General features: G+C 66.4%; 18 protein-coding genes and 1 tRNA gene. 10 read left to right on the forward strand and 9 right to left on the reverse strand.

All coding sequences use genetic code 11. The features are described 5' to 3' along the window. Positions 1-32 precede the first annotated feature (32 nt). Positions 33-794 carry a LytTR family DNA-binding domain-containing protein gene (locus ACQY4K_RS21005; protein WP_428392238.1) on the forward strand — a complete coding sequence of 254 codons (762 nt, stop codon included), beginning with the start codon at positions 33-35 and terminating at the stop codon, positions 792-794. Here ACQY4K_RS21005 and ACQY4K_RS21010 read toward each other — a convergent pair. After that, positions 766-1,593 (reverse strand): alpha/beta fold hydrolase, encoded by an 828-nt coding sequence (locus ACQY4K_RS21010; RefSeq protein WP_428392240.1) that lies wholly within the window; start codon positions 1,591-1,593, stop codon positions 766-768. The two genes, ACQY4K_RS21005 and ACQY4K_RS21010, sit on opposite strands and share 29 nt — an antisense overlap. Positions 1,594-1,729: 136 nt before the next feature. Here ACQY4K_RS21010 and ACQY4K_RS21015 point away from each other — a divergent pair, with 136 nt between their 5' ends. Continuing rightward, entirely contained in the window at positions 1,730-3,199 is a 1,470-nt protein-coding gene (locus ACQY4K_RS21015) for a pyridoxal phosphate-dependent decarboxylase family protein (protein WP_428392241.1), read from the forward strand. Here ACQY4K_RS21015 and ACQY4K_RS21020 read toward each other — a convergent pair. From ACQY4K_RS21020 to ACQY4K_RS21030, 3 genes are all read right to left on the reverse strand, one after another. Further along, complete coding sequence (locus ACQY4K_RS21020; RefSeq protein WP_428392243.1) at positions 3,129-3,755, reverse strand: glutathione S-transferase family protein; 627 nt, start codon at positions 3,753-3,755, stop codon at positions 3,129-3,131. The genes ACQY4K_RS21015 and ACQY4K_RS21020 overlap by 71 nt on opposite strands. 12 nt (positions 3,756-3,767) lie before the next feature. Continuing rightward, entirely contained in the window at positions 3,768-4,361 is a 594-nt protein-coding gene (locus ACQY4K_RS21025; protein ID WP_428392245.1) for an acetate uptake transporter, read from the reverse strand. A gap of 78 nt (positions 4,362-4,439) precedes the next feature. Next, on the reverse strand, positions 4,440-5,282 hold the full coding sequence (locus ACQY4K_RS21030; RefSeq protein ID WP_428392247.1) for an ATP-binding protein: 843 nt from the start codon (positions 5,280-5,282) through the stop codon (positions 4,440-4,442). Positions 5,283-5,396: 114 nt separating this feature from the next. On the opposite strand from ACQY4K_RS21030, the gene yajC reads away from it, so the two are divergent. Beyond that, positions 5,397-5,783, forward strand: coding sequence for a preprotein translocase subunit YajC (yajC, locus tag ACQY4K_RS21035; RefSeq protein ID WP_428392249.1), 387 nt, complete (start codon positions 5,397-5,399; stop codon positions 5,781-5,783). Positions 5,784-5,790: 7 nt separating this feature from the next. Here yajC and ACQY4K_RS21040 read toward each other — a convergent pair whose 3' ends face one another. Then, a complete protein-coding gene (locus tag ACQY4K_RS21040; protein WP_428392251.1) occupies positions 5,791-6,399 on the reverse strand; it encodes a superoxide dismutase in 609 nt (202 codons plus the stop codon). A 94-nt stretch (positions 6,400-6,493) separates the two neighbouring features. Between ACQY4K_RS21040 and ACQY4K_RS21045 the strand changes: the two genes are divergently transcribed. Continuing rightward, positions 6,494-7,237: a squalene/phytoene synthase family protein gene (locus tag ACQY4K_RS21045; protein WP_428392253.1), complete on the forward strand. Its 744-nt coding sequence runs from the start codon at positions 6,494-6,496 to the stop codon at positions 7,235-7,237. On the opposite strand, the gene ACQY4K_RS21050 is transcribed toward ACQY4K_RS21045, so the two are convergent. Beyond that, positions 7,206-8,081: an NAD(P)-dependent oxidoreductase gene (locus tag ACQY4K_RS21050; RefSeq protein WP_428392255.1), complete on the reverse strand. Its 876-nt coding sequence runs from the start codon at positions 8,079-8,081 to the stop codon at positions 7,206-7,208. The genes ACQY4K_RS21045 and ACQY4K_RS21050 overlap by 32 nt on opposite strands. 12 nt (positions 8,082-8,093) lie before the next feature. Beyond that, on the reverse strand, positions 8,094-10,988 hold the full coding sequence (gene uvrA / locus ACQY4K_RS21055; protein WP_428392257.1) for an excinuclease ABC subunit UvrA: 2,895 nt from the start codon (positions 10,986-10,988) through the stop codon (positions 8,094-8,096). A 141-nt stretch (positions 10,989-11,129) separates the two neighbouring features. Between uvrA and ssb the strand changes: the two genes are divergently transcribed. From ssb to ACQY4K_RS21085, 6 genes are all read left to right on the forward strand, one after another. Continuing rightward, the gene (gene ssb / locus ACQY4K_RS21060; RefSeq protein ID WP_428392261.1) at positions 11,130-11,639 is read left to right on the forward strand and encodes a single-stranded DNA-binding protein; all 510 of its coding nucleotides are present in this window, start codon (positions 11,130-11,132) and stop codon (positions 11,637-11,639) included. Positions 11,640-11,860: 221 nt separating this feature from the next. After that, entirely contained in the window at positions 11,861-14,572 is a 2,712-nt protein-coding gene (gyrA, locus tag ACQY4K_RS21065; RefSeq protein ID WP_428396251.1) for a DNA gyrase subunit A, read from the forward strand. Then, a complete protein-coding gene (gene coaD / locus ACQY4K_RS21070) occupies positions 14,565-15,065 on the forward strand; it encodes a pantetheine-phosphate adenylyltransferase (RefSeq protein WP_428392263.1) in 501 nt (166 codons plus the stop codon). Before gyrA ends, coaD begins: the two co-directional genes overlap by 8 nt. A 29-nt stretch (positions 15,066-15,094) precedes the next feature. Further along, entirely contained in the window at positions 15,095-15,586 is a 492-nt protein-coding gene (locus tag ACQY4K_RS21075; protein ID WP_428392265.1) for a peptidylprolyl isomerase, read from the forward strand. 23 nt (positions 15,587-15,609) lie between these two features. Beyond that, positions 15,610-15,684: transfer RNA gene (locus ACQY4K_RS21080), tRNA-Lys, on the forward strand. Positions 15,685-15,834: 150 nt separating this feature from the next. Next, a complete protein-coding gene (locus tag ACQY4K_RS21085; RefSeq protein ID WP_428392267.1) occupies positions 15,835-17,817 on the forward strand; it encodes a hypothetical protein in 1,983 nt (660 codons plus the stop codon). Here ACQY4K_RS21085 and ACQY4K_RS21090 read toward each other — a convergent pair. Further along, entirely contained in the window at positions 17,772-18,551 is a 780-nt protein-coding gene (locus tag ACQY4K_RS21090; protein WP_428392269.1) for an ABC transporter ATP-binding protein, read from the reverse strand. The genes ACQY4K_RS21085 and ACQY4K_RS21090 overlap by 46 nt on opposite strands. A 4-nt stretch (positions 18,552-18,555) precedes the next feature. Further along, positions 18,556-19,413, reverse strand: coding sequence for an ABC transporter permease (locus ACQY4K_RS21095; protein ID WP_428392271.1), 858 nt, complete (start codon positions 19,411-19,413; stop codon positions 18,556-18,558). Between the last annotated feature and the right edge of the window lie 81 nt (positions 19,414-19,494).

Below are 19,494 nucleotides of genomic sequence, written 5' to 3' on the forward strand. Positions count from 1 at the left end.
GATGATCTGGTAGAGGAAGGAGGGTGACGCACATGCCCTGGATCGCGGCGCGAGGTTGGAGGGATCGCCTGGTCGTCGGCGGGCTGGCTGGCGTCTTTCTCGGTCTCTGCGGCCCGTTCGGCAGTTATCTGAACGGCTCGGCCGCGATCAGGCTCGGCTACTGGGTCGCCGCACTCCTGGCCGGAACGGTCATGATCGGTTCGGCGTTTGCCGCCGCGCGTCGGCTGGCGCTGTATTGGCGGCTGCCGGAACACTCCCTGCTGGTGCCGGCGACTTTCTTCGGGGCATTGCCGCTCGCGATCGTGTGCCGGCTTGGCGCGAGCGCGCTCTGGCCGCAGGCGATCAGCCATATCGACGTGGTGACCTGGTATGGGCAGACGGTACTGGTGACAAGCCCGTTCACGCTCCTGTACGTGCTCGCCTGGCGTCGTTCGTCGGCACTCGTCGAGCCGCCGCGTCCAGCCGGCGGCGCCCCTCTGCTGGCCGGGTTGGCAGCGGCGGATATCATCGCCCTGCAGATGGAGGACCATTATGTCCGGGTCCATACGCGCACCGCATCCAGGCTGGTTCTGATGCCGATGCACCAGGCGATCGGGGATCTGGGCGAGGTGCCCGGCTTGCGTGTCCATCGCTCCTGGTGGGTCGCGCGCGACGCTGTCGTCGCGACGACGCGCCACGGCCGCAACGTGCGGCTGCGGCTTGCGAACGGGGTGGAGGCGCCGGTCTCGCGCGCCAACATCGTGTCGCTGCGCGCCGCTGGTGTCGCTACTCCGGGCTCGGCCGGTCGCGGGTAAAGAAGCCGCGGAGTGCGGCGGCGACGGGTTCTGGCGCCTCCTCGGCCAGGAAGTGCCCGGCCGGGACGGCGCCGCCGGTGACCTCGTTGTCGACGCAGTCGCGCCAGAGCTGCAGCGGATCATACCAGCCGCCGATGCGGCCGCGGCTGCCCCACAGGGCGAGCAGCGGACAAATGAGGCGGAGGCGGTGATGCGCCTCGGCAGGCTGTGGGGTGCGAGCGCGGGCTGGCTCGGGGGCGCCTTGCCCTTGCGTCGGTGCGAGGCCTGCGCGCAGGTAGTCAGCGACGGCCTCGGCATGAAAGAAGTGCGCGTCCTCGCCGGGCACGTCGCCGCGGAACCAGGCTTCCGGGGCATGCGTGACAAGCGCCTCCGGCTTGGGGTGTAACTGGCCGAACCAGCAGCTCGGATAGAAGCCCAGGCCAAAGGAGAGGTCGGCGCGGCTGCGGTGCTCCGGCACCGGCACGATCCCCAGGGTGGCGAGGCGGCGCACCTGCGTGGGGGCCTGCAACGCCATGCGGCAGGCGACGTGACCGCCCAGATCGTGGCCGGCGACGCCGAACCTCCCATACCCGAGACCCCCCATCAGGGCCAGCATCGAATCGGCAAGTGCGGCCTCGTCGCGGTCGCGCGACAGGTCCGGGCAGATCACCTCGAAGCGGTCGGCCAGCGAGGGGGCCACCGCGTGCCACATGGCGTGCGTCTGCGGCTCGCCGTGCAGCAGCAGCAAAGGCGGCCCGGCGCCGCCGCGACGCATGCGCACCGGGCCGCTTTCGTCGAGGGTGAAGCCGTCGAAGAACATGCGGCGAGCATAGAACGTGCGGCTGATTCATGCCAAAGACGCTGCCATCAAAGTCTTTTTTCGCGCGTGGCCACCCCGCCAACCCCACGCGCATACCGGTCGAAGGCTGCCGGTATGATTTCGCCTGGAGTTCGCGATGTCTGGCCTGGATCCCGAGGATTGGAGCGCGCTGCGGGCGCTGGGGCACACCATGCTCGACGACATGGTCGATCGCCTGGCAGGCCTGCGCGACACACCGGTCTGGCAGCGTATGCCGGATGCGCTGCGCGCGGAGCTGCGCGTGCCCTTGCCGGCGGAGGGTGCCTCGCCGGAGTCGGTGTATGACGATTTCCGGCGGCTGATCGCCCCCTATAGCGTCGGTAATACGCATCCGCGCTTCATGGGCTGGGTGCATGGCGGCGGCACCGGCATCGGCATGCTGGCGGAGCTGCTGGCCGGCGCGCTGGATGCAAATTGCGGCGGCCGCGACCACGCGCCGATCGAGGTCGAGCGTCAGGTGGTGCGCTGGGCGGCGGAGATGGTCGGCATGCCGGCCGAGAGCGGAGGCCTGCTGGTCAGCGGCTCGTCGATGGCCAACATGATCGCGCTGCTGGTGGCGCGACGGCACGCGGCGGGGGTGTCGGTGCGCACCGAGGGTGTCGGCGGCCATCGGCTGGTCGGTTATTCCGGGGAGAACGCGCATGGCTGCGTGGCGCGCGCCTTTGACATGGCGGGCCTGGGCAGCGGGGCACTGCGCCGGATCGCCTGCGACGGCGCGCACCGGATGCGGCTGCCGTTGCTCGTAGAGGCGGTGCGACGCGACCGCGACGCGGGCTTGCGGCCGTTCCTGGTGGTCGGCACGGCGGGCGCGGTCGATACCGGCGCGGTGGATGATCTCGCCGGCCTGGCGTCGTTCTGTCGCGACGAAGATCTGTGGTTCCACGTCGACGGCGCGTTTGGTGCGTTCGCGGCACTCTCGCAGCACCTGCGTGGCCTGCTGGCCGGCATCGAGCAGGCGGACAGCCTGGCGTTCGACTTCCATAAATGGGCGCAGGTCCCCTACGATGCCGGCTGCGTGCTGGTACGCGATGCGACGCTGCAACTGGAGACCTTCCGGCAAAACCTCGCTTATCTCGCCGGCACCGACCGCGGTGTGGCCGGCAATGCACCGTGGCCGGCCGATCTCGGCCCCGAGCTGTCGCGCGGCTTTCGCGCACTCAAGGTATGGATGACCTTGAAGACCTACGGCAGCGAACGGCTGGGTCGTATGGTTGAGAGCTGCTGCGCGGTGGCGCGCCACTTGGCAGACCGGATCGAGTCGGAGCCGTCGCTTGAGCTGCTGGCGCCGGTGGCACTCAACATCGTCTGCTTTCGGCTGCGCGCGGGACCGGAGGCCGAACGCGACGATCTTAACGCGGAGCTGGTCCGCGACCTGCACGAGGCCGGGATCGCGGTGCCGTCGACGACCGTCATCGACGGCAAGCGTGCGATCCGCGCCGCCATCGTCAACCACCGCACCACCGACGCTGACGTCGACGCGATGCTTGACGGGCTGCTCAGGCTGGCTCGCGCGGCATCAGCGCGTCGTCGATCTCCCTGGCCCGAACCGCCGCCGGACGCGCGCTGATCCGGGTCCAGTAGCGCTCGAAGGCCGGCCGCGGCGCGATCGTCCTGAACATCATGCCGAAGCCGATCTGCGAGCCGACATAGACGTCGGCGGCGGTGAATTGGGCGCCGAGGAGATGATCGTGCCGCGAGACGGCTTCCTCCAGCACGTCGAGCACGGTCGCGATCCGGCCATAGCCAATCATGCTCTCGCGGTTCTCCGGAACGACGAAGCCTAGCGCCTGATTTGAGGTCGCCGCCTCGAACGGTCCGGCGCCGAAAAACAGCCAGCGATAATAGGCGCCGCGCAGCCGATCACCTGGTGCGGGTGCCAGCCCCGCTTCGGGGAAGGCATCGGCGAGGTAGGCGCAGATCGCGGCGCCCTCGGTGATCACCGTCTCGCCGTGCCGCAAGGCCGGTACCTTGCCCATCGGATTGACGGCGAGGAACGCAGGCGTCTTTGTCGCCCCGAAGGCCACCAACTCGGTGCGGTAGGGTGCGCCGGTCTCTTCCAGCATCCAGCGCACGATGCGCCCACGTGACATCGGATTGGTGTAGAAGACCAGCTCGCCGTCCATCGCAGGCTTCCTTCAGGGGCTGGCGAACGAGGATCGCGTGGCCGGCCGGCTCGGTGCCGCATAGGGCCCGATCGGCAGGACGACACGGTCGTGCGCCTCGTTGATGACCTCGGCCGCGGCGAGATAGAGTGCGGCGATCGCCGTAGCCAGACCGCAATAGCCGCCGAGCCGGTGCAGCAGGGTGATGTCGGTCCATTCACCCAGACCGAGCAACAGGAAGGTCACCCAAAGCAGCAGGAACACGGTCGAGACCGCGCGGTTGGCGGTGAAGGTGCCGATCCACAGGAAGAAGGTGAAGATTCCCCAAAGGACGAGGTACCAGCCGACGAAGCTCGCCGGCACGGTCAGATGCGGAAACATGACGAACAGCGCAAACGACCACCAGAACGATCCAAAACCGCAAAAGGCGACGAAGCCGAAGCTGTTGCCGCGGGGCAGTTCGCACAGGCCGGCAACGAACTGCGCGGTGCCGCCGAAGGCGAAGGCCATGCCGAGCACCATCGGCATTGCCGTCGGCGCATACCAGCCCGCATTGATCATGCTGAGCAGCCAGGTGGTCATGGCAAAGCCGCTCAAACCGAGCGGTGCTGGGTTTACCTGCTTCATGGACAACTCTCCCGGCGGCCTCTCAATCGGAGGCTTGTGCCAGGGCGAACGTTGCCACGGTTTCGCGGCGTTCACCAGCTATGGCGCGAGACGGCCGGTCAAATCCTCGATGAACTGCCAGGCAACACGGCCGGACCGTGCGCCGCGGGTGATCGACCATTCGTTGGCAGCGGCGTGCAGCGCATCCGTGGTCACCGCGAGGCCGCGCGCGGCGGCGTATGTGTCCACCATCGCCAGATAGGTCGGCTGGTCGCAATTGTGAAAGCCGATCCACAGGCCGAAGCGGTCCGATAGCGACACCTTCTCCTCGACGGCCTCGTTCGGGTTGATCGCGGTCGCCCGCTCGTTCTCGATCATCTCGCGCGGCATCAGATGGCGACGATTACTGGTTGCGTAGAACAGCACGTTGTCGGGGCGGCCCTCGATGCCGCCGTCGAGCACCGATTTGAGCGCCTTGTAGTCGGCATCCTCGCGCTCGAACGAGAGATCGTCGCAGAACACCAGGAAGCGATGCGCCGATGCGCGCAGCAGGCCGAGCAGTGCGGGGAGGGTCGTGAGGTCGTCGCGGGCGATCTCGATCAGCAGCAGCCGGCGAACGGTTCCGTTAACGGCATGATGCACCGCCTTGATCAGCGAGGACTTGCCCATGCCGCGCGCGCCCCAGAGCATGGCGTTGTTGGCGGGCAGCGCGCGGGCGAAGCGTTGGGTGTTTTCGAGCAACAGCGCGCTCTGTGGCTCGATGCCGCGCAGCAGCGCCAAACCGACATGAGCTACATGGCTGACCGGCGACAGCCGGCCATGCTCTGGCCGCCAGACGAACGCGTCGGCGTCATCGAGCGATCCGAGCGACGGCGGGGCTGGCGAAAGCCGCTCCAGCGCCTCGGCGATGCGCGCGAGCAGACTCGTGATCGGTTCGGACAAGAGAGCGTTCCATGGCGGCCGTCCCGCGCTTGACGAGCGGGATGCGAAACCTATGGTCCCGGACCACGCGCGGCAAGCCTGGTGGCCGCCCCCTCCGACCCGAAAGCTAAGTCGATGCATCTGTTTGCGACCGAAGCCTACGCCCAGAACGCGATTGGCGGCACCGCCGGCGGTGGCGCCGGATTGCTGGGTGGCCTTGCTGGGATCGGTCAGTTCCTGCCGATCGTGCTGATCTTCATCGTCTTTTATTTTCTGCTGATCCGGCCGCAGCAGCAGCGGCAGAAATCGCTCAAGACGATGGTGGCAAGCCTCAAGCGTGGGGACCGGGTGGTCACCGCGGGCGGCATCGTCGGCGTGGTGCAGAAGGTACGCGAGGGGTCGAACGAAATCGAGGTGGAGATCGCGCCAAACGTGCGCGTCCAGATCCTCCGCGACACCATCAGCAGCGTCGTCAAGCCGCCAGGCGCTGCCAATGACAGCGTCCCGGCGGCGACGAAGTAGGGAGAGGTCAGGCGGCCTGGAGCTGGGCCTCGGCGAATTCGTAGTTGGCGATCTTGTCGAGCCAGTTGGTCACATAATCGGGGCGGCGATTACGGAAATCGACGTAGTAACTGTGCTCCCACACATCCAGGCCGAGTAGCACGCGGCCTTCGCCGGTCGCCACCGGATTGGAGCCGTTGGCGGTCTTGGTGACCTTCAGCTTGCCGTCAGGGGCTGCAACCAACCAAGCCCAGCCGGAGCCGAACTGCGTCGTGGCGGCGGTCTTGAACGCGGTCTTGAACTCCTCGACGCTGCCGAAATCCTGTGTCAGCTTACTCTCCAGCTTGCCCGGAATCGCGCCCCCGGTCGGGGCCATCGCCTGCCAGAACAGGATGTGATTCCAATGCTGGCCGGCATTGTTGAAGACCGGCGCCATCTCGGCGGTGCCATGGCTCATCGTGATGATCTGCTCGAGCGACTTGCCGGAGAGCGAGTCGTTCTTCTCGACCAGGCCGTTCAGCGCGGTGACATAGGCCTGGTGGTGCTTGTCGTGGTGCAGTTCCAGGGTCTCCTGGGACATCCCGCGCCCGGCCAGGGCGTTGTGGTTGTAGGGGAGGGCCGGCAGTTCGAACGCCATGCTGTGATCTCCTGCGTTTTTGTTGTGAGCCTTAAGCGTTGCAGTGCCGCGAAGGTTTACCCGGGAACGGCGACCGCAACCCGGAGAGTGAGCTATGGACGCAGCCGGGCCGATGCAAGCGCTCTCGCCAGCCGGACGCGCCGCCAGGACGCATGATCCCGATCGCTTCCTGATCGCGCTGTTCGCGCCAGCAGGATTGCGCGAGGCGCTGTTCTTGCTGACTGCCTTCAATCATGAGCTGGTACGGGCGCTCGAGATGCGCTCCGCTCGTGCGGAGACCGGCCCGATCGCGTCGCTGATCCGGCTGCAATGGTGGCGCGAGGTTGTGGAGGGAGCGACACGGCGGCACGAACTCGCCGAACCATTGGGTGCCGCCCTGGAGGCCGGCGTGCTCGATCGCGCGACCCTGCTCGGCATCATCGAGGCGCGCGAGTCAGAGGCGGAGGGTCTGCACACCGAGGCGGATTGGCGGGCGGCACAACTGGGTGGCGCCGGCGGGGTGCAGCGTGGCTTCGGCCAGGTGCTCGGCGTGTCCGTGCCCGAAACGTTGGAACAGGTGCGCGCGGTGGGTGCGGCCTATGCGGCGGGGGCGATGCGCCGGCATCAGGCTGCTCTGGCTGCCGGCGGCCGGATCGCAGTCGAGGACTCGCAGCTGCTCGGAGCGGGGCAGGAGTGGCTGCGCCAGGCAGGACGGCCGCGCCTCGGGCGCGCGAAGGTCGCGGCCGCCCTGCCGGCCGTGTTTGCGCGCCGCGACCTGTCGCGGCCGCCGAACGCCGGCCCGCGCGGCATCGGCGACCGGCTGGCGCTCACCGCCGCTTGGCTGCGAGGTGCTCCATGACCCCAATAAGGGCGGAATAATCGTCGCCGTCGTGCGCCGGGTGCGACAGCGTCAGGCTCTGCGCGGCGGCGGCGAGGGTCGGAGCGGGCATCCCGGCGGCGTTCGCGTCGGCCAGCAACAGGCCCATGTCCTTGTCCATTAACGCGGTCGGGAACTGGGGGGCGAAGTCGGCGTCGCGGGCTGCGTTCAGCTTGCGGGTGTGATGCGGCGACAGGATCGCGGCCCCGTCCAGGGCGCCGTAGAGCACGTCGCGGTCGAGCCCGGCGGCCAGCCCGTAGCCGATCGCCTCGGCCAGGGCCGCAAGTCCCGCGCCCATGATGCCGTTGACGACCAGCTTGAGCGTGGAGCCCTGACCGGCGGCACCGGCATGAACGGTCCTCGCGCCGATCACCGAGAAAATCGGCTGCGCGCGTTCGACATCCGCGGCCGCGCCGCCGACGAGGACGACCAGCTTGCCCTGCTCGGCCTCCGGGGTGCTGCCGGAGACCGGCGCGTCGAGCACCGCGAGTTCCTGCGCCGCACCGCGACGGCTGAGCGCGATCGAGGCCGACGGTGACACCGAGCTGACATCGATCAGCAGGCTGCCACTTCGCGCGCCGGCAAGAAAGCCGTCCTCGCCGCTCGCGGCCTGATCGAGTGCCGCATCGTCCGGGACCGAGACCAGGATGGTGTGCACCTCGGCGGCCAGGGCTGCCGCGGTCTTGAGATAGCGGATGTCATGGGCATCCTCGCCGGGCTCATGACCGGGTGCGAAGGCAAGCACCTCCCAGCCGGCGTCGGCCAGCCGCTTGCCCATCCGGCTGGCCATTGCGCCGTAGCCGACGAAACCAAGTTTTTGCGCCATGTCAGTGATCCCTCAAGCCCGCTTGCGCACGCGACGCGCGGGCACGCTGGTGGGTTCCGACGCCGGCAGGATGTTGGCGAGAAAGCGCCCCGTATGGCTCGCGGGATCGGCGGCGATGGTCTCGGGGGTTCCAACGGCGACGATCCGACCGCCGCCATCGCCGCCCTCCGGGCCGAGATCCAGCACCCAGTCCGCTGTCTTGATCACCTCCAGGTTGTGCTCGATGACCAGCACCGAATTGCCCTGGTCGACCAGGGCGTGCAGCACTTCCAGCAGCTTGCGGACGTCCTCGGAATGCAGCCCCGTGGTCGGCTCGTCGAGGATGTAGAGCGTGCGTCCGGTGGCCCGCCGTGCCAGCTCCTTGGACAGCTTGATCCGCTGCGCCTCGCCGCCCGACAGCGTGGTGGCGCGCTGGCCAAGCGCCACATAGCCGAGGCCGACCTGCTGGAGGACGGAAAGCCGGTCGAAAATACGCGTGGCGGCGGAAAAATACGGCACCGCTTCGTCGACGGTCATCGCCAGCACGTCGGCGATCGACTTGCCGCGGAACTTCACCTCCAGGGTCTCGCGGTTGTAGCGCGCCCCTTTGCAGGTGTCGCAGGTGACGAACATGTCGGGCAGGAAGTGCATCTCGATCTTCAGCACGCCGTCGCCCTGGCAGGCTTCGCAGCGGCCGCCCTTGACGTTGAAGCTGAAGCGCCCGGGCTTGTAGCCGCGCGCCCGGCTCTCCGGCAGTTCGGCGAACCAGTCGCGTATCGGCGCGAACAGGTCGGTGTAGGTGGCGGGGTTGGAGCGCGGGGTGCGGCCGATCGGCGATTGGTCGATGTCGATGATCTTGTCGAGCAGCGCCAGCCCGTCGATCCGCTCATGCGGCGAGGGCACCTGGCCCGAGCCCATCAGCCGGCGCGACAATGCCTTATAGAGAGTGTCGACGACGAGCGTGGACTTGCCGCCGCCGGAGACGCCGGTGACGCAGGTGAAGGTGCCGAGCGGGAACTCCGCCGTGACATGTTTGAGGTTGTGCCCGGTCGCGCCAACCACACTGACCACCCGCGCGGGGTCGAACGGCCGTCGCACGGGCGGGATGGCGATCTGTTTGCGTCCGGAGAGATAGGCGCCGGTCAGGCTGTCCGGGTGGCGCGCCACCTCGTCGGGCGTGCCCTGCGCCACGACATGGCCGCCGGCGATGCCGGCCGCCGGTCCCATGTCGATCAGGTGGTCGGCATGGCGGATCGACTCCTCGTCGTGCTCGACCACCAGCAGCGTGTTGCCGAGCCGCTTGAGCCGGTCCAGCGTGCCGAGCAGCCGCTCGTTGTCGCGCTGGTGCAGCCCGATCGACGGCTCGTCGAGCACATAGAGTACGCCGGTCAGGCCGGAGCCGATCTGGCTGGCGAGCCGTATGCGCTGGCTCTCGCCGCCGGACAGCGTGGCCGAGCCGCGCGAGAGGGTCAGGTAGTCGAGCCCGACATCGTCGAGGAAGCGCAGCCGTTCGAGGATCTCGCGCAGGATACGGTGCGCGATCTCGGCGCGCTGCGGCGTCAGGGTCGCCTCGACACCGGAGAACCATTCCAGTGCCCGGCGGATCGGCATCTCCGAGACCGCGGCGATGGTGGTGCCCGCGATCTTCACCGACAGCGCCTCCGGCCGCAGCCGCGCGCCGCCGCAGACCTCGCACGGCTTCTCGGCACGGAAGCGGGCCATCTCCTCGCGCACCCAGACGCTGTCGGTCTCGGTGAAGCGGCGTTGCAGGTTCTTCAGCACCCCCTCGAACGGCTTGCTCACCTTGTAGGCGCGCCGCTCGTCGCGATAGGTGAACTCGACCGGCTCCGTGGTGCCGACCAGAATCGCGTCGCGCGCTGCTTGCGACAGGTCGTGCCAGGCGTGGGTGGTGCTGATCCGCAGATGCCGAGCCAGGCTTTGCAGGGTCTGGTCGTAATACGGGCTCTGCGCGCCGTTCCAGGGCGCGATCGCGCCGCGCGCCAGGCTCAGGCTCTCATCCGGCACCACCAGCAGCGGGTCGAAGAAGCTTTCGGTGCCGATGCCGTCGCAGGCCGGGCAGGCGCCCTGCGGCGCGTTGAACGAGAACAGCCGCGGCTCGATCTCCTCGAGCGTGAAGCCGCTGACCGGACAGGCAAAACGGGACGAGAACACGGTCCGCTTCGGTTCAGTGGTGGCATCGCCGCGCACCGCCTCCTCGGCATGCACCACCCCATCCGACAGACCGAGCGCTGTCTCGAAGCTGTCGGCGAGCCGCGACTGGATGCCGTCCTTGACCACGATGCGGTCGACCACCGCCTCGACGGTATGCTTGAGCTTGCGGTTCAGCTTCGGAACCTCGCCGATTTCGTAGAGCTTGCCGTCGACCTTGGCGCGGGTGAAGCCGCGGCGCTGCAACTCGGCGATTTCCTTGAGGTATTCGCCCTTGCGGTCCTTGATCACCGGGGCGAGCAGCAGCAGCCGGGTGCCCTCCGCCATCGCCATCACCCGGTCGACCATCTGGCTGACCGTCTGCGCCTCGATCGGCAGCCCGGTCGCCGGCGAATACGGGACGCCGGCGCGCGCCCAGAGCAGGCGCATGTAATCGTGGATTTCGGTGATGGTGCCGACGGTGGAGCGCGGGTTGCGGCTGGTCGTCTTTTGTTCGATCGAGATCGCCGGCGACAGGCCCTCAATCGAGTCGACGTCCGGCTTGCCCATCAGCTCGAGGAACTGCCGCGCATAGGCCGACAGGCTCTCGACATAGCGCCGCTGGCCCTCGGCATAGATGGTGTCGAAGGCAAGCGAGGATTTGCCGGACCCCGACAGGCCGGTGATCACGGTGAGCGCGTCGCGTGGGATGTCGACGTCGATGTTCTTGAGGTTGTGCTCGCGCGCACCACGCACCCGGATCGCATCCTGTCTGCTCATTGCGCATCGACTCCTTGGATTTCGACAGGATTGTTCATAGTATGTTCTTGTCTTTCGGGGTAGCCTGCATCCCAGGCTTGGACTCACGCGGCGGGAGGCGTAGTGCTTCCAGCGTGATGAGCGCAAAAACGGGAAGTGACGATGGCCGGTAGCGTCAACAAGGTTATCCTGATCGGAAATCTGGGGAAGGACCCGGAAGTCCGGAATGCGCAGAACGGCACAAAGATCGTGACCTTCAACCTGGCCACCAGCGAGACCTGGAACGACAAGGCTTCGGGCGAGCGCAAGGAAAAGACTGAGTGGCACCGGGTGGTGGTGTTCAACGAGCGAATCGCCGACGTGGCCGAGCGCTTCCTGCGCAAGGGCCGCAAGGTCTATGTCGAGGGCTCCCTGCAAACCCGCAAATGGACCGACCAGTCCGGTCAGGAGAAATTCAGCACCGAGGTGGTGATCGACCGCTTCCGCGGCGACCTCACTTTAATCGACTCCAACCGCGGCGGCGAGGACGAGTCCGGCGGCTATGGTGGTGGCTCCGCACCGCCGCGCCAAGTGGCGGCCCCCGCCCGCGGTCCGGCGCCCGCGCGCGGCGCGCCGTCCGGCGGCTGGGATGCGCCTGGGCGTAGTGATTTGGACGACGAAATACCATTTTAGCAAGGCCAGGGGCGCTGCCCCTGGACCCTGCCAAAGGCTAGCCTTTGGAATCCTTTATGAATTGGGGTCTGGGGCCGAGGCCCCAGCGGGTCCAGGGCAGAGCCCTGGCCTTCGGTATTAGATAAGGCCCGTGATAGGGTGTTGATCTCCCAAGCAGCCAAGACGGACTCCAGTTGAGCGACACCCCCGAACCACCGGCGCCTCCCGTACCGCCGTCCGACATGATCCCGGTGACGATCGAGGAGGAGATGCAATCCTCCTATCTCGCCTATGCGATGTCGGTCATCGTCAGTCGGGCGTTGCCGGATGTGCGCGACGGGCTCAAGCCGGTGCATCGGCGCATCCTGTTCTCGATGCGCGAGAGCGGCTTCACCCCCGAGAAGGCTTACCGCAAGTCGGCGCGTGCCGTCGGCGATGTGATGGGCAAGTATCATCCGCACGGCGACGCCTCGATCTATGATGCGATGGTGCGTATGGCGCAGTCCTGGTCGATGCGTGTGCCGCTGATCGACGGTCAGGGCAATTTCGGCTCCGTCGACGGCGATAGCCCGGCGGCGATGCGCTACACCGAGGCGCGTCTGGCGCGTTCGGCGATGTTCCTGCTGGAGGATATCGACCGCGACACCGTCGATTTCCAACCGAACTACGACGAGAGCGAGAACGAGCCGAAGATCCTGCCGGCGGCGTATCCGAATCTGCTGATCAACGGCGGCGCCGGCATCGCTGTCGGCATGGCGACCAACATCCCGCCGCATAATCCGGGCGAGATCATTGATGCGACCCTGGCGATGATCGCCGAACCGGATATTACCCTCGATCAGCTTATGGCGATCGTGCCAGGGCCGGACTTTCCGACCGGCGGCATCATCCTGGGGCGTTCCGGCATTCGCTCTGCGTTCGAGACTGGTCGGGGTTCGGTGCTGATCCGGGCGCGCGCCGCCATCGAGGATATCCGCCGCGACCGGCGCGCGATCATCGTCACCGAAATCCCGTATCAGGTGAACAAGGCGACCCTGCAGGAGCGCATCGCCGATCTGGTGCGCGCCAAGACGGTCGAGGGGATTTCCGACATACGCGACGAGAGCGATCGCTCGGGAATGCGCATCGTCATCGAGATCAAGCGCGATGCGACCCCGGACGTGGTGCTCAACCAGCTCTACCGCTTCACCCAGTTGCAGACCAGCTTCGGCGTCAACATGGTGGCCCTTGACGGCGGCCAGCCGAAGCTGCTCGGCCTGCGCGACTGCCTGGTGGCGTTCATCGCCTTCCGCGAGGAGGTGGTGCTGCGCCGCTCGCGCTTCGATCTTGGGAAGGCCCGCGAGCGCGGTCATCTGCTGGTCGGACTGGTGCTTGCCGTTGCCAATATCGATGCGGTGATCGCGCTGATCCGCGCGGCACCCGACGCCGCCACGGCGCGGGCCGGACTCATGGGGCAGGATTGGGCGGCGGCGGATGTGGAGCCGCTGCTGGCGCTCATCCATGACGAGGGCAATGTCGTCGTCGATGGCCGGGTGCGGCTGACCGAGGCGCAGGCGCGCGGCATCCTGGATTTGCGTCTGCAGCGCCTGACCGGGCTGGAGCGGGAGAAGATCGCGAGCGAGCTGTCCGAGGTTGCCGCCAAGATCAACGAGCTGCTGGAAATCATCGCCAGCCGGCCGCGCAGGCTTGAGGTGATCCATGACGAGCTGATCTCGGTCCGGGCCGAGATCGCGGTGCCGCGGGCGACTGAAATCTCTGAGATTGCGGGCGATCAGACCGACGAGAGCCTGGTCGAGCCTGGGCAGATGGTGGTTACCATCACCCGCGACGGATTCATTAAGCGCACTCCGCTGGACATCTTCCGCGCGCAAAATCGCGGCGGCCGCGGCCGCACCGCGGCCGGGCGTCGCGGCGACGACATCATTACCCGCTCGTTTAATGCGCATACGCATCAGTGGGTGCTGTTCTTCTCGTCCGGCGGCAAGGCCTACCGCGAGAAGGTCTGGCGGCTACCGGAGGCGAGCCCGACCTCAAAGGGACGCGCCTTGGTCAATCTGCTGCCGGAGTTGGGGGCTGATCAGATCACCACGGTGCTGCCGCTGCCGCATGACGAGTCGCTGTGGGAAAGCCTGCATCTGGTATTCGCGACCGCCAGCGGCACCGTCCGTCGCAACCGGCTGAGCGACTTCCGCAACGTGCGCGCCTCTGGCCTGATCGCGATGAAGCTTGATGAGGGCGATAGTCTCATCGGGGTGGCCACCTGCCGCGAGGGGCAGGATGTGTTTCTGGCGACGCGGAGCGGGCGCTGTATTCGCTTTCAGATCGGCGACGAGACCCTGCGTGTGTTCGCCGGGCGCGACAGTTCGGGTGTGCGCGGCATCCGGCTCGCCGCCGGCGACGAGGTCAACAGCCTGTGCGTGCTTAACCATGTCGAGGCTGACGTGGCCGAGCGTGCGGCTTATCTGCGCATGGCGGCCGCGCGACGCCGGCTGGAGAGTGCCGCGGAGGAGCCCGTGGCGGAGCCCGAACTGGCCGAGGACAGCGCCGAGGAAGCAGCACCACTCGACGCCTCGATCGCGATTGAGCGCTACGGCGAACTGGAGACGGCCGAGGAGGTGTTGCTGACGGTGACCGACGGCGGCTTCGGAAAACGCAGCTCCGCCTACGACTACCGGGTCAGCGGACGCGGCGGCCAGGGCATCGCCAATATCGTGCTGGCGCCGCGAAACGGCACCGCGGTGGTGGCGACCTTGCCGGTGTTGCACGGCACCGACGTGATGCTGGTGACCGACGTCGGCCGTCTGATCCGGGTTCCTGTCGACCAGGTGCGGGTGACGGCACGGCAATCGATGGGGGTGACTTTGTTCAGGCTGAGCGACGGCGAGCGGGTGGCGAGCGTCTTTCCGGTGCTTGAGGACGAGGTGGACGGTGACGTCGGTGACGACAATGGCTGAGCCGCGCATCGGGCTCTATCCCGGCACCTTCGATCCGGTCACCAACGGGCATCTCGACATCATCGGCCGCGCGGTCCACTTGGTCGACCGGCTGGTGGTGGGGGTCGCCGCCAATATCGGCAAGCAGCCGCTGATGGACCTCGACGAGCGCCTCGCCTGCGTGCGTGCCGAGGTGGCGCCGATCGGTGCGCAGTCCGGGGTGCCGATCGAGGTGCACGGGTTCGACACGCTGTTGGTGCAGTTCGCGCGCGCACACGGTGCCTGCATGATCGTGCGCGGGCTGCGCGTGGTGACCGACTACGACTACGAGATGCAGATGTTCGGCATGAACCATCGGCTGGATCCTGGCATCGAGACGGTGTTCCTGATGGCGACCGAGCGGCATCAGTTCATTTCCTCGCGTCTGGTGAAGGAAATCGCGCAACTCGGCGGCGACATCTCCTCTTTCGTCCCGGCCCATACGCTCGCCAGCATCGCCGCCAGGCTCGGCTGAGCGCCACCCATCTGCACGGAGGGACATCCATGTCCGACACAGCTTCCAATGACACATTGATCCTCGAGCTCAAGGATGGCGCGCGCGTGGTGATCAGACTGCGCCCGGATCTGGCCCCCATGGCGGTCGAGCGCCTGCGCGTGCTCAGCGCGGAGGGCTTCTACGACAATGTCGCGTTCCACCGCGTCATCGAGGGGTTCATGGCCCAGGGCGGCGATCCCACCGGCACCGGCAGCGGCGGCAGCAAGCTCGCCGACCTGAAATCCGAGTTCACTACAAAGGCAAAGTTCTTGCGCGGCACGGTGGGCATGGCACGCACCGCGCATCCGCACAGCGCCAATAGCCAGTTCTTCATCATGTTCGCACCGGCGCCGAGCCTGGACGGGCAATACACCATCGCCGGAGAAGTGATCGAAGGCATGGACCATATCGACCGGATCAAGCGTGGCGCCGGTGGCAGCGGCGTGGTAGGCGACCCCGACAGGATCGTGCGTATGCGTCCGGCGGACCAAGCCGCCTGACAGCACGCCGCGATCATCTGCACGAGCCGGTAGCTCAGCGGTAGAGCATTCGACTTTTAATCGAATGGTCGTGGGTTCGATCCCCACCCGGCTCACCATGCACAGGCCAAGCTTGGGCGGAAGCAAAGCTTGCGTCGTAACGATAACTATGCGATTCACCAACGTTATGGAGGGTCAAGGCCCACTCCAGTCAAAGACCGGTGACACCGGCATTGCCGCCGCGCACTGCTCGGGCAGGGGAGTCGATCATGGCGCGAAATCAGCCGGACGAACAACCTGCATGCAGTGATGAGCTCGCGGCGGAGAAGCGGTTTCTGCACCCGACAGAGGGATCGTCGGTGTTGCTGCCCAACGGGCCGCGTACCATACTTAAAGACGGTCATGAGGCGCGTTTCGCCACGGGCTGGCGGCCGGTGCTGGCCTATACCGGCCTGGCGCCGATCACCATCATCCTGTTTGTAAGCGACACCGGCGGCGAAGGCCTTTGGATCCTGGACGCCGACTTCAACTATCACGCGAGTGCCGTCCCACAGATTTCCAATGTTGTCGCAGCCCAGATCGTGGTGCCGCTCTGTCCGCTGCTGGAGGGTATCTGGCAGGCGACGATGCTTTCAGAGAGCGGCAATCCGGCCTGCGCGCGGCGGCAGGCATTCCTCCAACTTCCGGAATTCTGTCGCGGGCAGCTGACAAGTTTTTACCTGGATGGTTTCGTGGCTGAGTGCCGCCATAATCATATTGGGCAGCCCTCGGGTATGGCTTCGCGCGCGCCGGTGATTGACTGTGGCGGACGGCGGGTTCCGATCCGCGTGGGCGAACTGCACGCCATGTTCGATCCGTCCCTCCTGCAACGTAAGCAGGAGATGCTGATCGCATCGGGGCACTTCACGCTGCCTTCGATCTTCAGCGACAATGTTCTGACCTGCTGCAAGGCGTTCTATCTCGATGCCCACCTGACCGCATATCGACTGTTCGACGAGCAATCGCAGACGACATTCTTTCTGCTCGCCGGCGACATCCTGTTCAGGGTGTTGGCGGTTTATATACCGGAAGCCAACCTCGTCCTGAGCCACGACCCGGCCGGATCGAGCAAGCGCTGGCCCACACTGATGGCTGACTTTTTCTATCATGTCGTGCGCTATGGCGACAGCATCGGCACCTATCTCGAGGCAGGCGATTCGAGGCCGATGCATTTCTGGCGCGGCGCCGGGGCCTTGCATCTGGGGCATCTGCTCTGGAACGACCTGTCCGGGATCGACGATCTGGTGACCAAGTTTCGACCTGAGAAGTTGCCAAGCTTCATGCTGTGCGACACTGAGGCCGGCCCGGAGATGTATGGTCTGCTGGACGGCCTGTTTCCGGAACTCTGCGGCAAGGTCGAGCGGAATCGTGAATCGTTCAACGCCCTGATCGGCTCGTTCTATGACCGTAATCTGTGCCTGTTCCGGTCCAGCCGGACCAAGGTGACGGGCTCGCTGCGTCGTCGCGTCCTGGCCGATGTACCACAACGCGGCGCCAACGCGCCGATTGTTCTGCTCGGCCTGCGCACTGAAAACCGCACGCTGGCGGATCTCGATGGGTTCTGCCGACGTGTCGTGACACGGTTGGTGGCCTTGCGCACGAGGATCGTTCTCGTCGTCGACGGACATAACGAGGGCGCGACCGGACGGCCGATTTCGAGCAACCAGGAGCATCTCGCGGAGCACTCACCGCTAGAGCAGGAACAGCGCCTGGTTGCCAGCATCCGCGATGAGGCGGCGGGGACCCTGGTCGAAATCGTGAGCTTGATCGGCGAGCCGCTGCGCGAAAGCCTCGCCTGGTGCCGGAGTGCGGCGTTTTTCGTGACGTTCTGGGGTGCCGGTCTCGCGAAATATCGCTGGGTCTGCAACACGCGAGGCCTGGTCGTCACCAATGCCTGGAACCTCGACAATCTCGGCGATCTCCAGCTCTACTCGAACGCCGAAACGATGGAATCGCCAAGCGAGATGGTGTTCATGCCGAAGGCTGCGATCACCGACCTGCCGGACAATCCACTATTGATCCGCGTTTTCGATCGCTTCGAGCCCTCGATCTGCAACTTTACGATGGATCTGGACCAGTTTTCGACCTGCCTTGATCGGCAGATCAAGGTGTGGTTGCCGGCTCTGACGCCCCCGCCTGTGAAGCCTTCTCCTGCAATGCGCAGGGCTCAGGGCGCATCGAGGACCATCGCCTCGGCGGGTTTCGTGGGATGACCGAGATATTCGGAGAGCACCAGATCCGGTGATCCCTCGCGCTTGATGGTGCCCTGATCCATCCACAGCACCTTGGTGCACCAGGCCGCGATGATTTCCGGCTGATGGGTCGAGATCACCAGGATCTCGGCTTGCCGCACCAGTTCCTCCAGCCGGCCGCGCGCCTTCATCATGAACGCGGCGTCACCGGCGAGAAACCACTCGTCCATCAGCAGCACCTGCGGCCGGATCGAGGTGGCGAGCGCAAATCCGAGTCGCACCACCATGCCGGAGCTGTAGGTCCGCACCGGCATGTCGAGGAAGCCGCCGAGATCGGCGAAGCCTTGGACGTCGTCCTCAAGGCGGCGGATCGCGGCCGTATCAAGCCCGGCATAACGGCCGCGCAGGCCGATATTCTCCCGGCCCGTGAGGTCGACATTCATTCCCAAATTGGTGTCGAGCAGGGTGTGCAGCTCGCCTTTGACCGTCACCCGGCCGACCACCGGCTCATAGATGCCAGCGAGGCTGCGCAACAAGGTGGTCTTGCCGGCGCCGTTACCGCCAACCAGGCCCAGCCGCTCGCCGGCACCGAGCGAGAAGCTGATGCCGCGCAGGGCATGCACCACCATGCGCCGCTGGCGATCCTCGGCAAGCCGGTTCGACGCGGCCGCGGCGACGGTCTTGCGCAGCGAGCGCGCGGTGCCGTGATAAAGCGGGAACAGGACATGCAGATCGCGCACGACGATGCTGGGCATCGGCTCAGACCCAGTAGGCGATGCGTGCGCGCACGCGGGTAAACAGCAGCCCGGTGAGCAGGCACAGTGCGGCGCTGAACCCGATCGCGGCCCAGGTCACCGCCGGGGTCAGGGTGCCGCCGAGCAGCGGCCGGCGGACGATCTCGAGCAGGTCGTAAAACGGATTGAGCACCAGCAGATGCCGGCCGTGCTTCATCAGCTCCGGCTTCCAGATGATCGGCGTGATGAAAAAGACGATCTGCAGCACGCTGCCGACGATCGGCGCCATGTCGCGAAAGCGCGCGCCCAGCGCCCCGAGCAGGATGCAGGCGGCGATCCCATCCATCAGCCAAAGCGCCAAGGCTGGAATGATCTGCAGGATGGCGATGCCCGGCCAGAGCCTGAACAGCGCGAACACCGCCAGGATGACCACGACGTTGTGCGCCAGCACCAGCAGGTTTCGGATCACCACACGCGCGGCATAGACGACGAACGGCATCCGCATGGCGCGGATCATGCTTTCCGATTGCGTGAAGCACAAAGTGGAGTCGTTGACCAGGCCGGAGATGAACCCCCAAAGCACCAGCGACAGCGACAGAAAGGGCAGATACTCCCGCAGGTTCATCTTGAACAGAAAGGCATAGATCACGCCCATCGAGGCGACCATCACCGCGGTCGAGGCGGTGAGCCAGAACGGTCCAAGCACCGAGCCGCGATAGCGCAGCTTCACGTCGAGCCAGCCCAGCGCCCAGCATAGGCGCCAGAGCTTCAGGCTACGTCGCAGATCATCCGCGGCATGCGCGAAGCGCGAGCGGCCGGTCTCCGGGAACAGGTCGAGCAACGGCTCAGGGGGGGGCTGGTCGCGGCTGGCGGTCAGGCTCATGGGTTGCATTATATACCGCCGCTCCGGCGAGGGGTCGACTGGGGCTAAGACACTTGCGGGGAGCGCGTTGAGCTCGGTGCT

Origin of the sequence: Lichenicoccus sp. (genome assembly GCF_965276875.1) — a bacterium.
GTDB lineage: Bacteria > Pseudomonadota > Alphaproteobacteria > Acetobacterales > Acetobacteraceae > Lichenicoccus.

Bases quoted from the DNA above. Each gene is read 5' to 3' on its own strand.
- ACQY4K_RS21005 (WP_428392238.1), top strand. From the start codon at position 33: ATGCCCTGGATCGCGGCGCGAGGTTGGAGGGATCGCCTGGTCGTCGGC.
- ACQY4K_RS21010 (WP_428392240.1), bottom strand. From the start codon at position 1,593: ATGTTCTTCGACGGCTTCACCCTCGACGAAAGCGGCCCGGTGCGCATG.
- ACQY4K_RS21015 (WP_428392241.1), top strand. From the start codon at position 1,730: ATGTCTGGCCTGGATCCCGAGGATTGGAGCGCGCTGCGGGCGCTGGGG.
- ACQY4K_RS21020 (WP_428392243.1), bottom strand. From the start codon at position 3,755: ATGGACGGCGAGCTGGTCTTCTACACCAATCCGATGTCACGTGGGCGC.
- ACQY4K_RS21025 (WP_428392245.1), bottom strand. From the start codon at position 4,361: ATGAAGCAGGTAAACCCAGCACCGCTCGGTTTGAGCGGCTTTGCCATG.
- yajC (WP_428392249.1), top strand. From the start codon at position 5,397: ATGCATCTGTTTGCGACCGAAGCCTACGCCCAGAACGCGATTGGCGGC.
- ACQY4K_RS21040 (WP_428392251.1), bottom strand. From the start codon at position 6,399: ATGGCGTTCGAACTGCCGGCCCTCCCCTACAACCACAACGCCCTGGCC.
- ACQY4K_RS21045 (WP_428392253.1), top strand. From the start codon at position 6,494: ATGGACGCAGCCGGGCCGATGCAAGCGCTCTCGCCAGCCGGACGCGCC.
- ACQY4K_RS21050 (WP_428392255.1), bottom strand. From the start codon at position 8,081: ATGGCGCAAAAACTTGGTTTCGTCGGCTACGGCGCAATGGCCAGCCGG.
- uvrA (WP_428392257.1), bottom strand. From the start codon at position 10,988: ATGAGCAGACAGGATGCGATCCGGGTGCGTGGTGCGCGCGAGCACAAC.
- ssb (WP_428392261.1), top strand. From the start codon at position 11,130: ATGGCCGGTAGCGTCAACAAGGTTATCCTGATCGGAAATCTGGGGAAG.
- gyrA (WP_428396251.1), top strand. From the start codon at position 11,861: ATGATCCCGGTGACGATCGAGGAGGAGATGCAATCCTCCTATCTCGCC.
- coaD (WP_428392263.1), top strand. From the start codon at position 14,565: ATGGCTGAGCCGCGCATCGGGCTCTATCCCGGCACCTTCGATCCGGTC.
- ACQY4K_RS21075 (WP_428392265.1), top strand. From the start codon at position 15,095: ATGTCCGACACAGCTTCCAATGACACATTGATCCTCGAGCTCAAGGAT.
- ACQY4K_RS21085 (WP_428392267.1), top strand. From the start codon at position 15,835: ATGGCGCGAAATCAGCCGGACGAACAACCTGCATGCAGTGATGAGCTC.
- ACQY4K_RS21090 (WP_428392269.1), bottom strand. From the start codon at position 18,551: ATGCCCAGCATCGTCGTGCGCGATCTGCATGTCCTGTTCCCGCTTTAT.
- ACQY4K_RS21095 (WP_428392271.1), bottom strand. From the start codon at position 19,413: ATGAGCCTGACCGCCAGCCGCGACCAGCCCCCCCCTGAGCCGTTGCTC.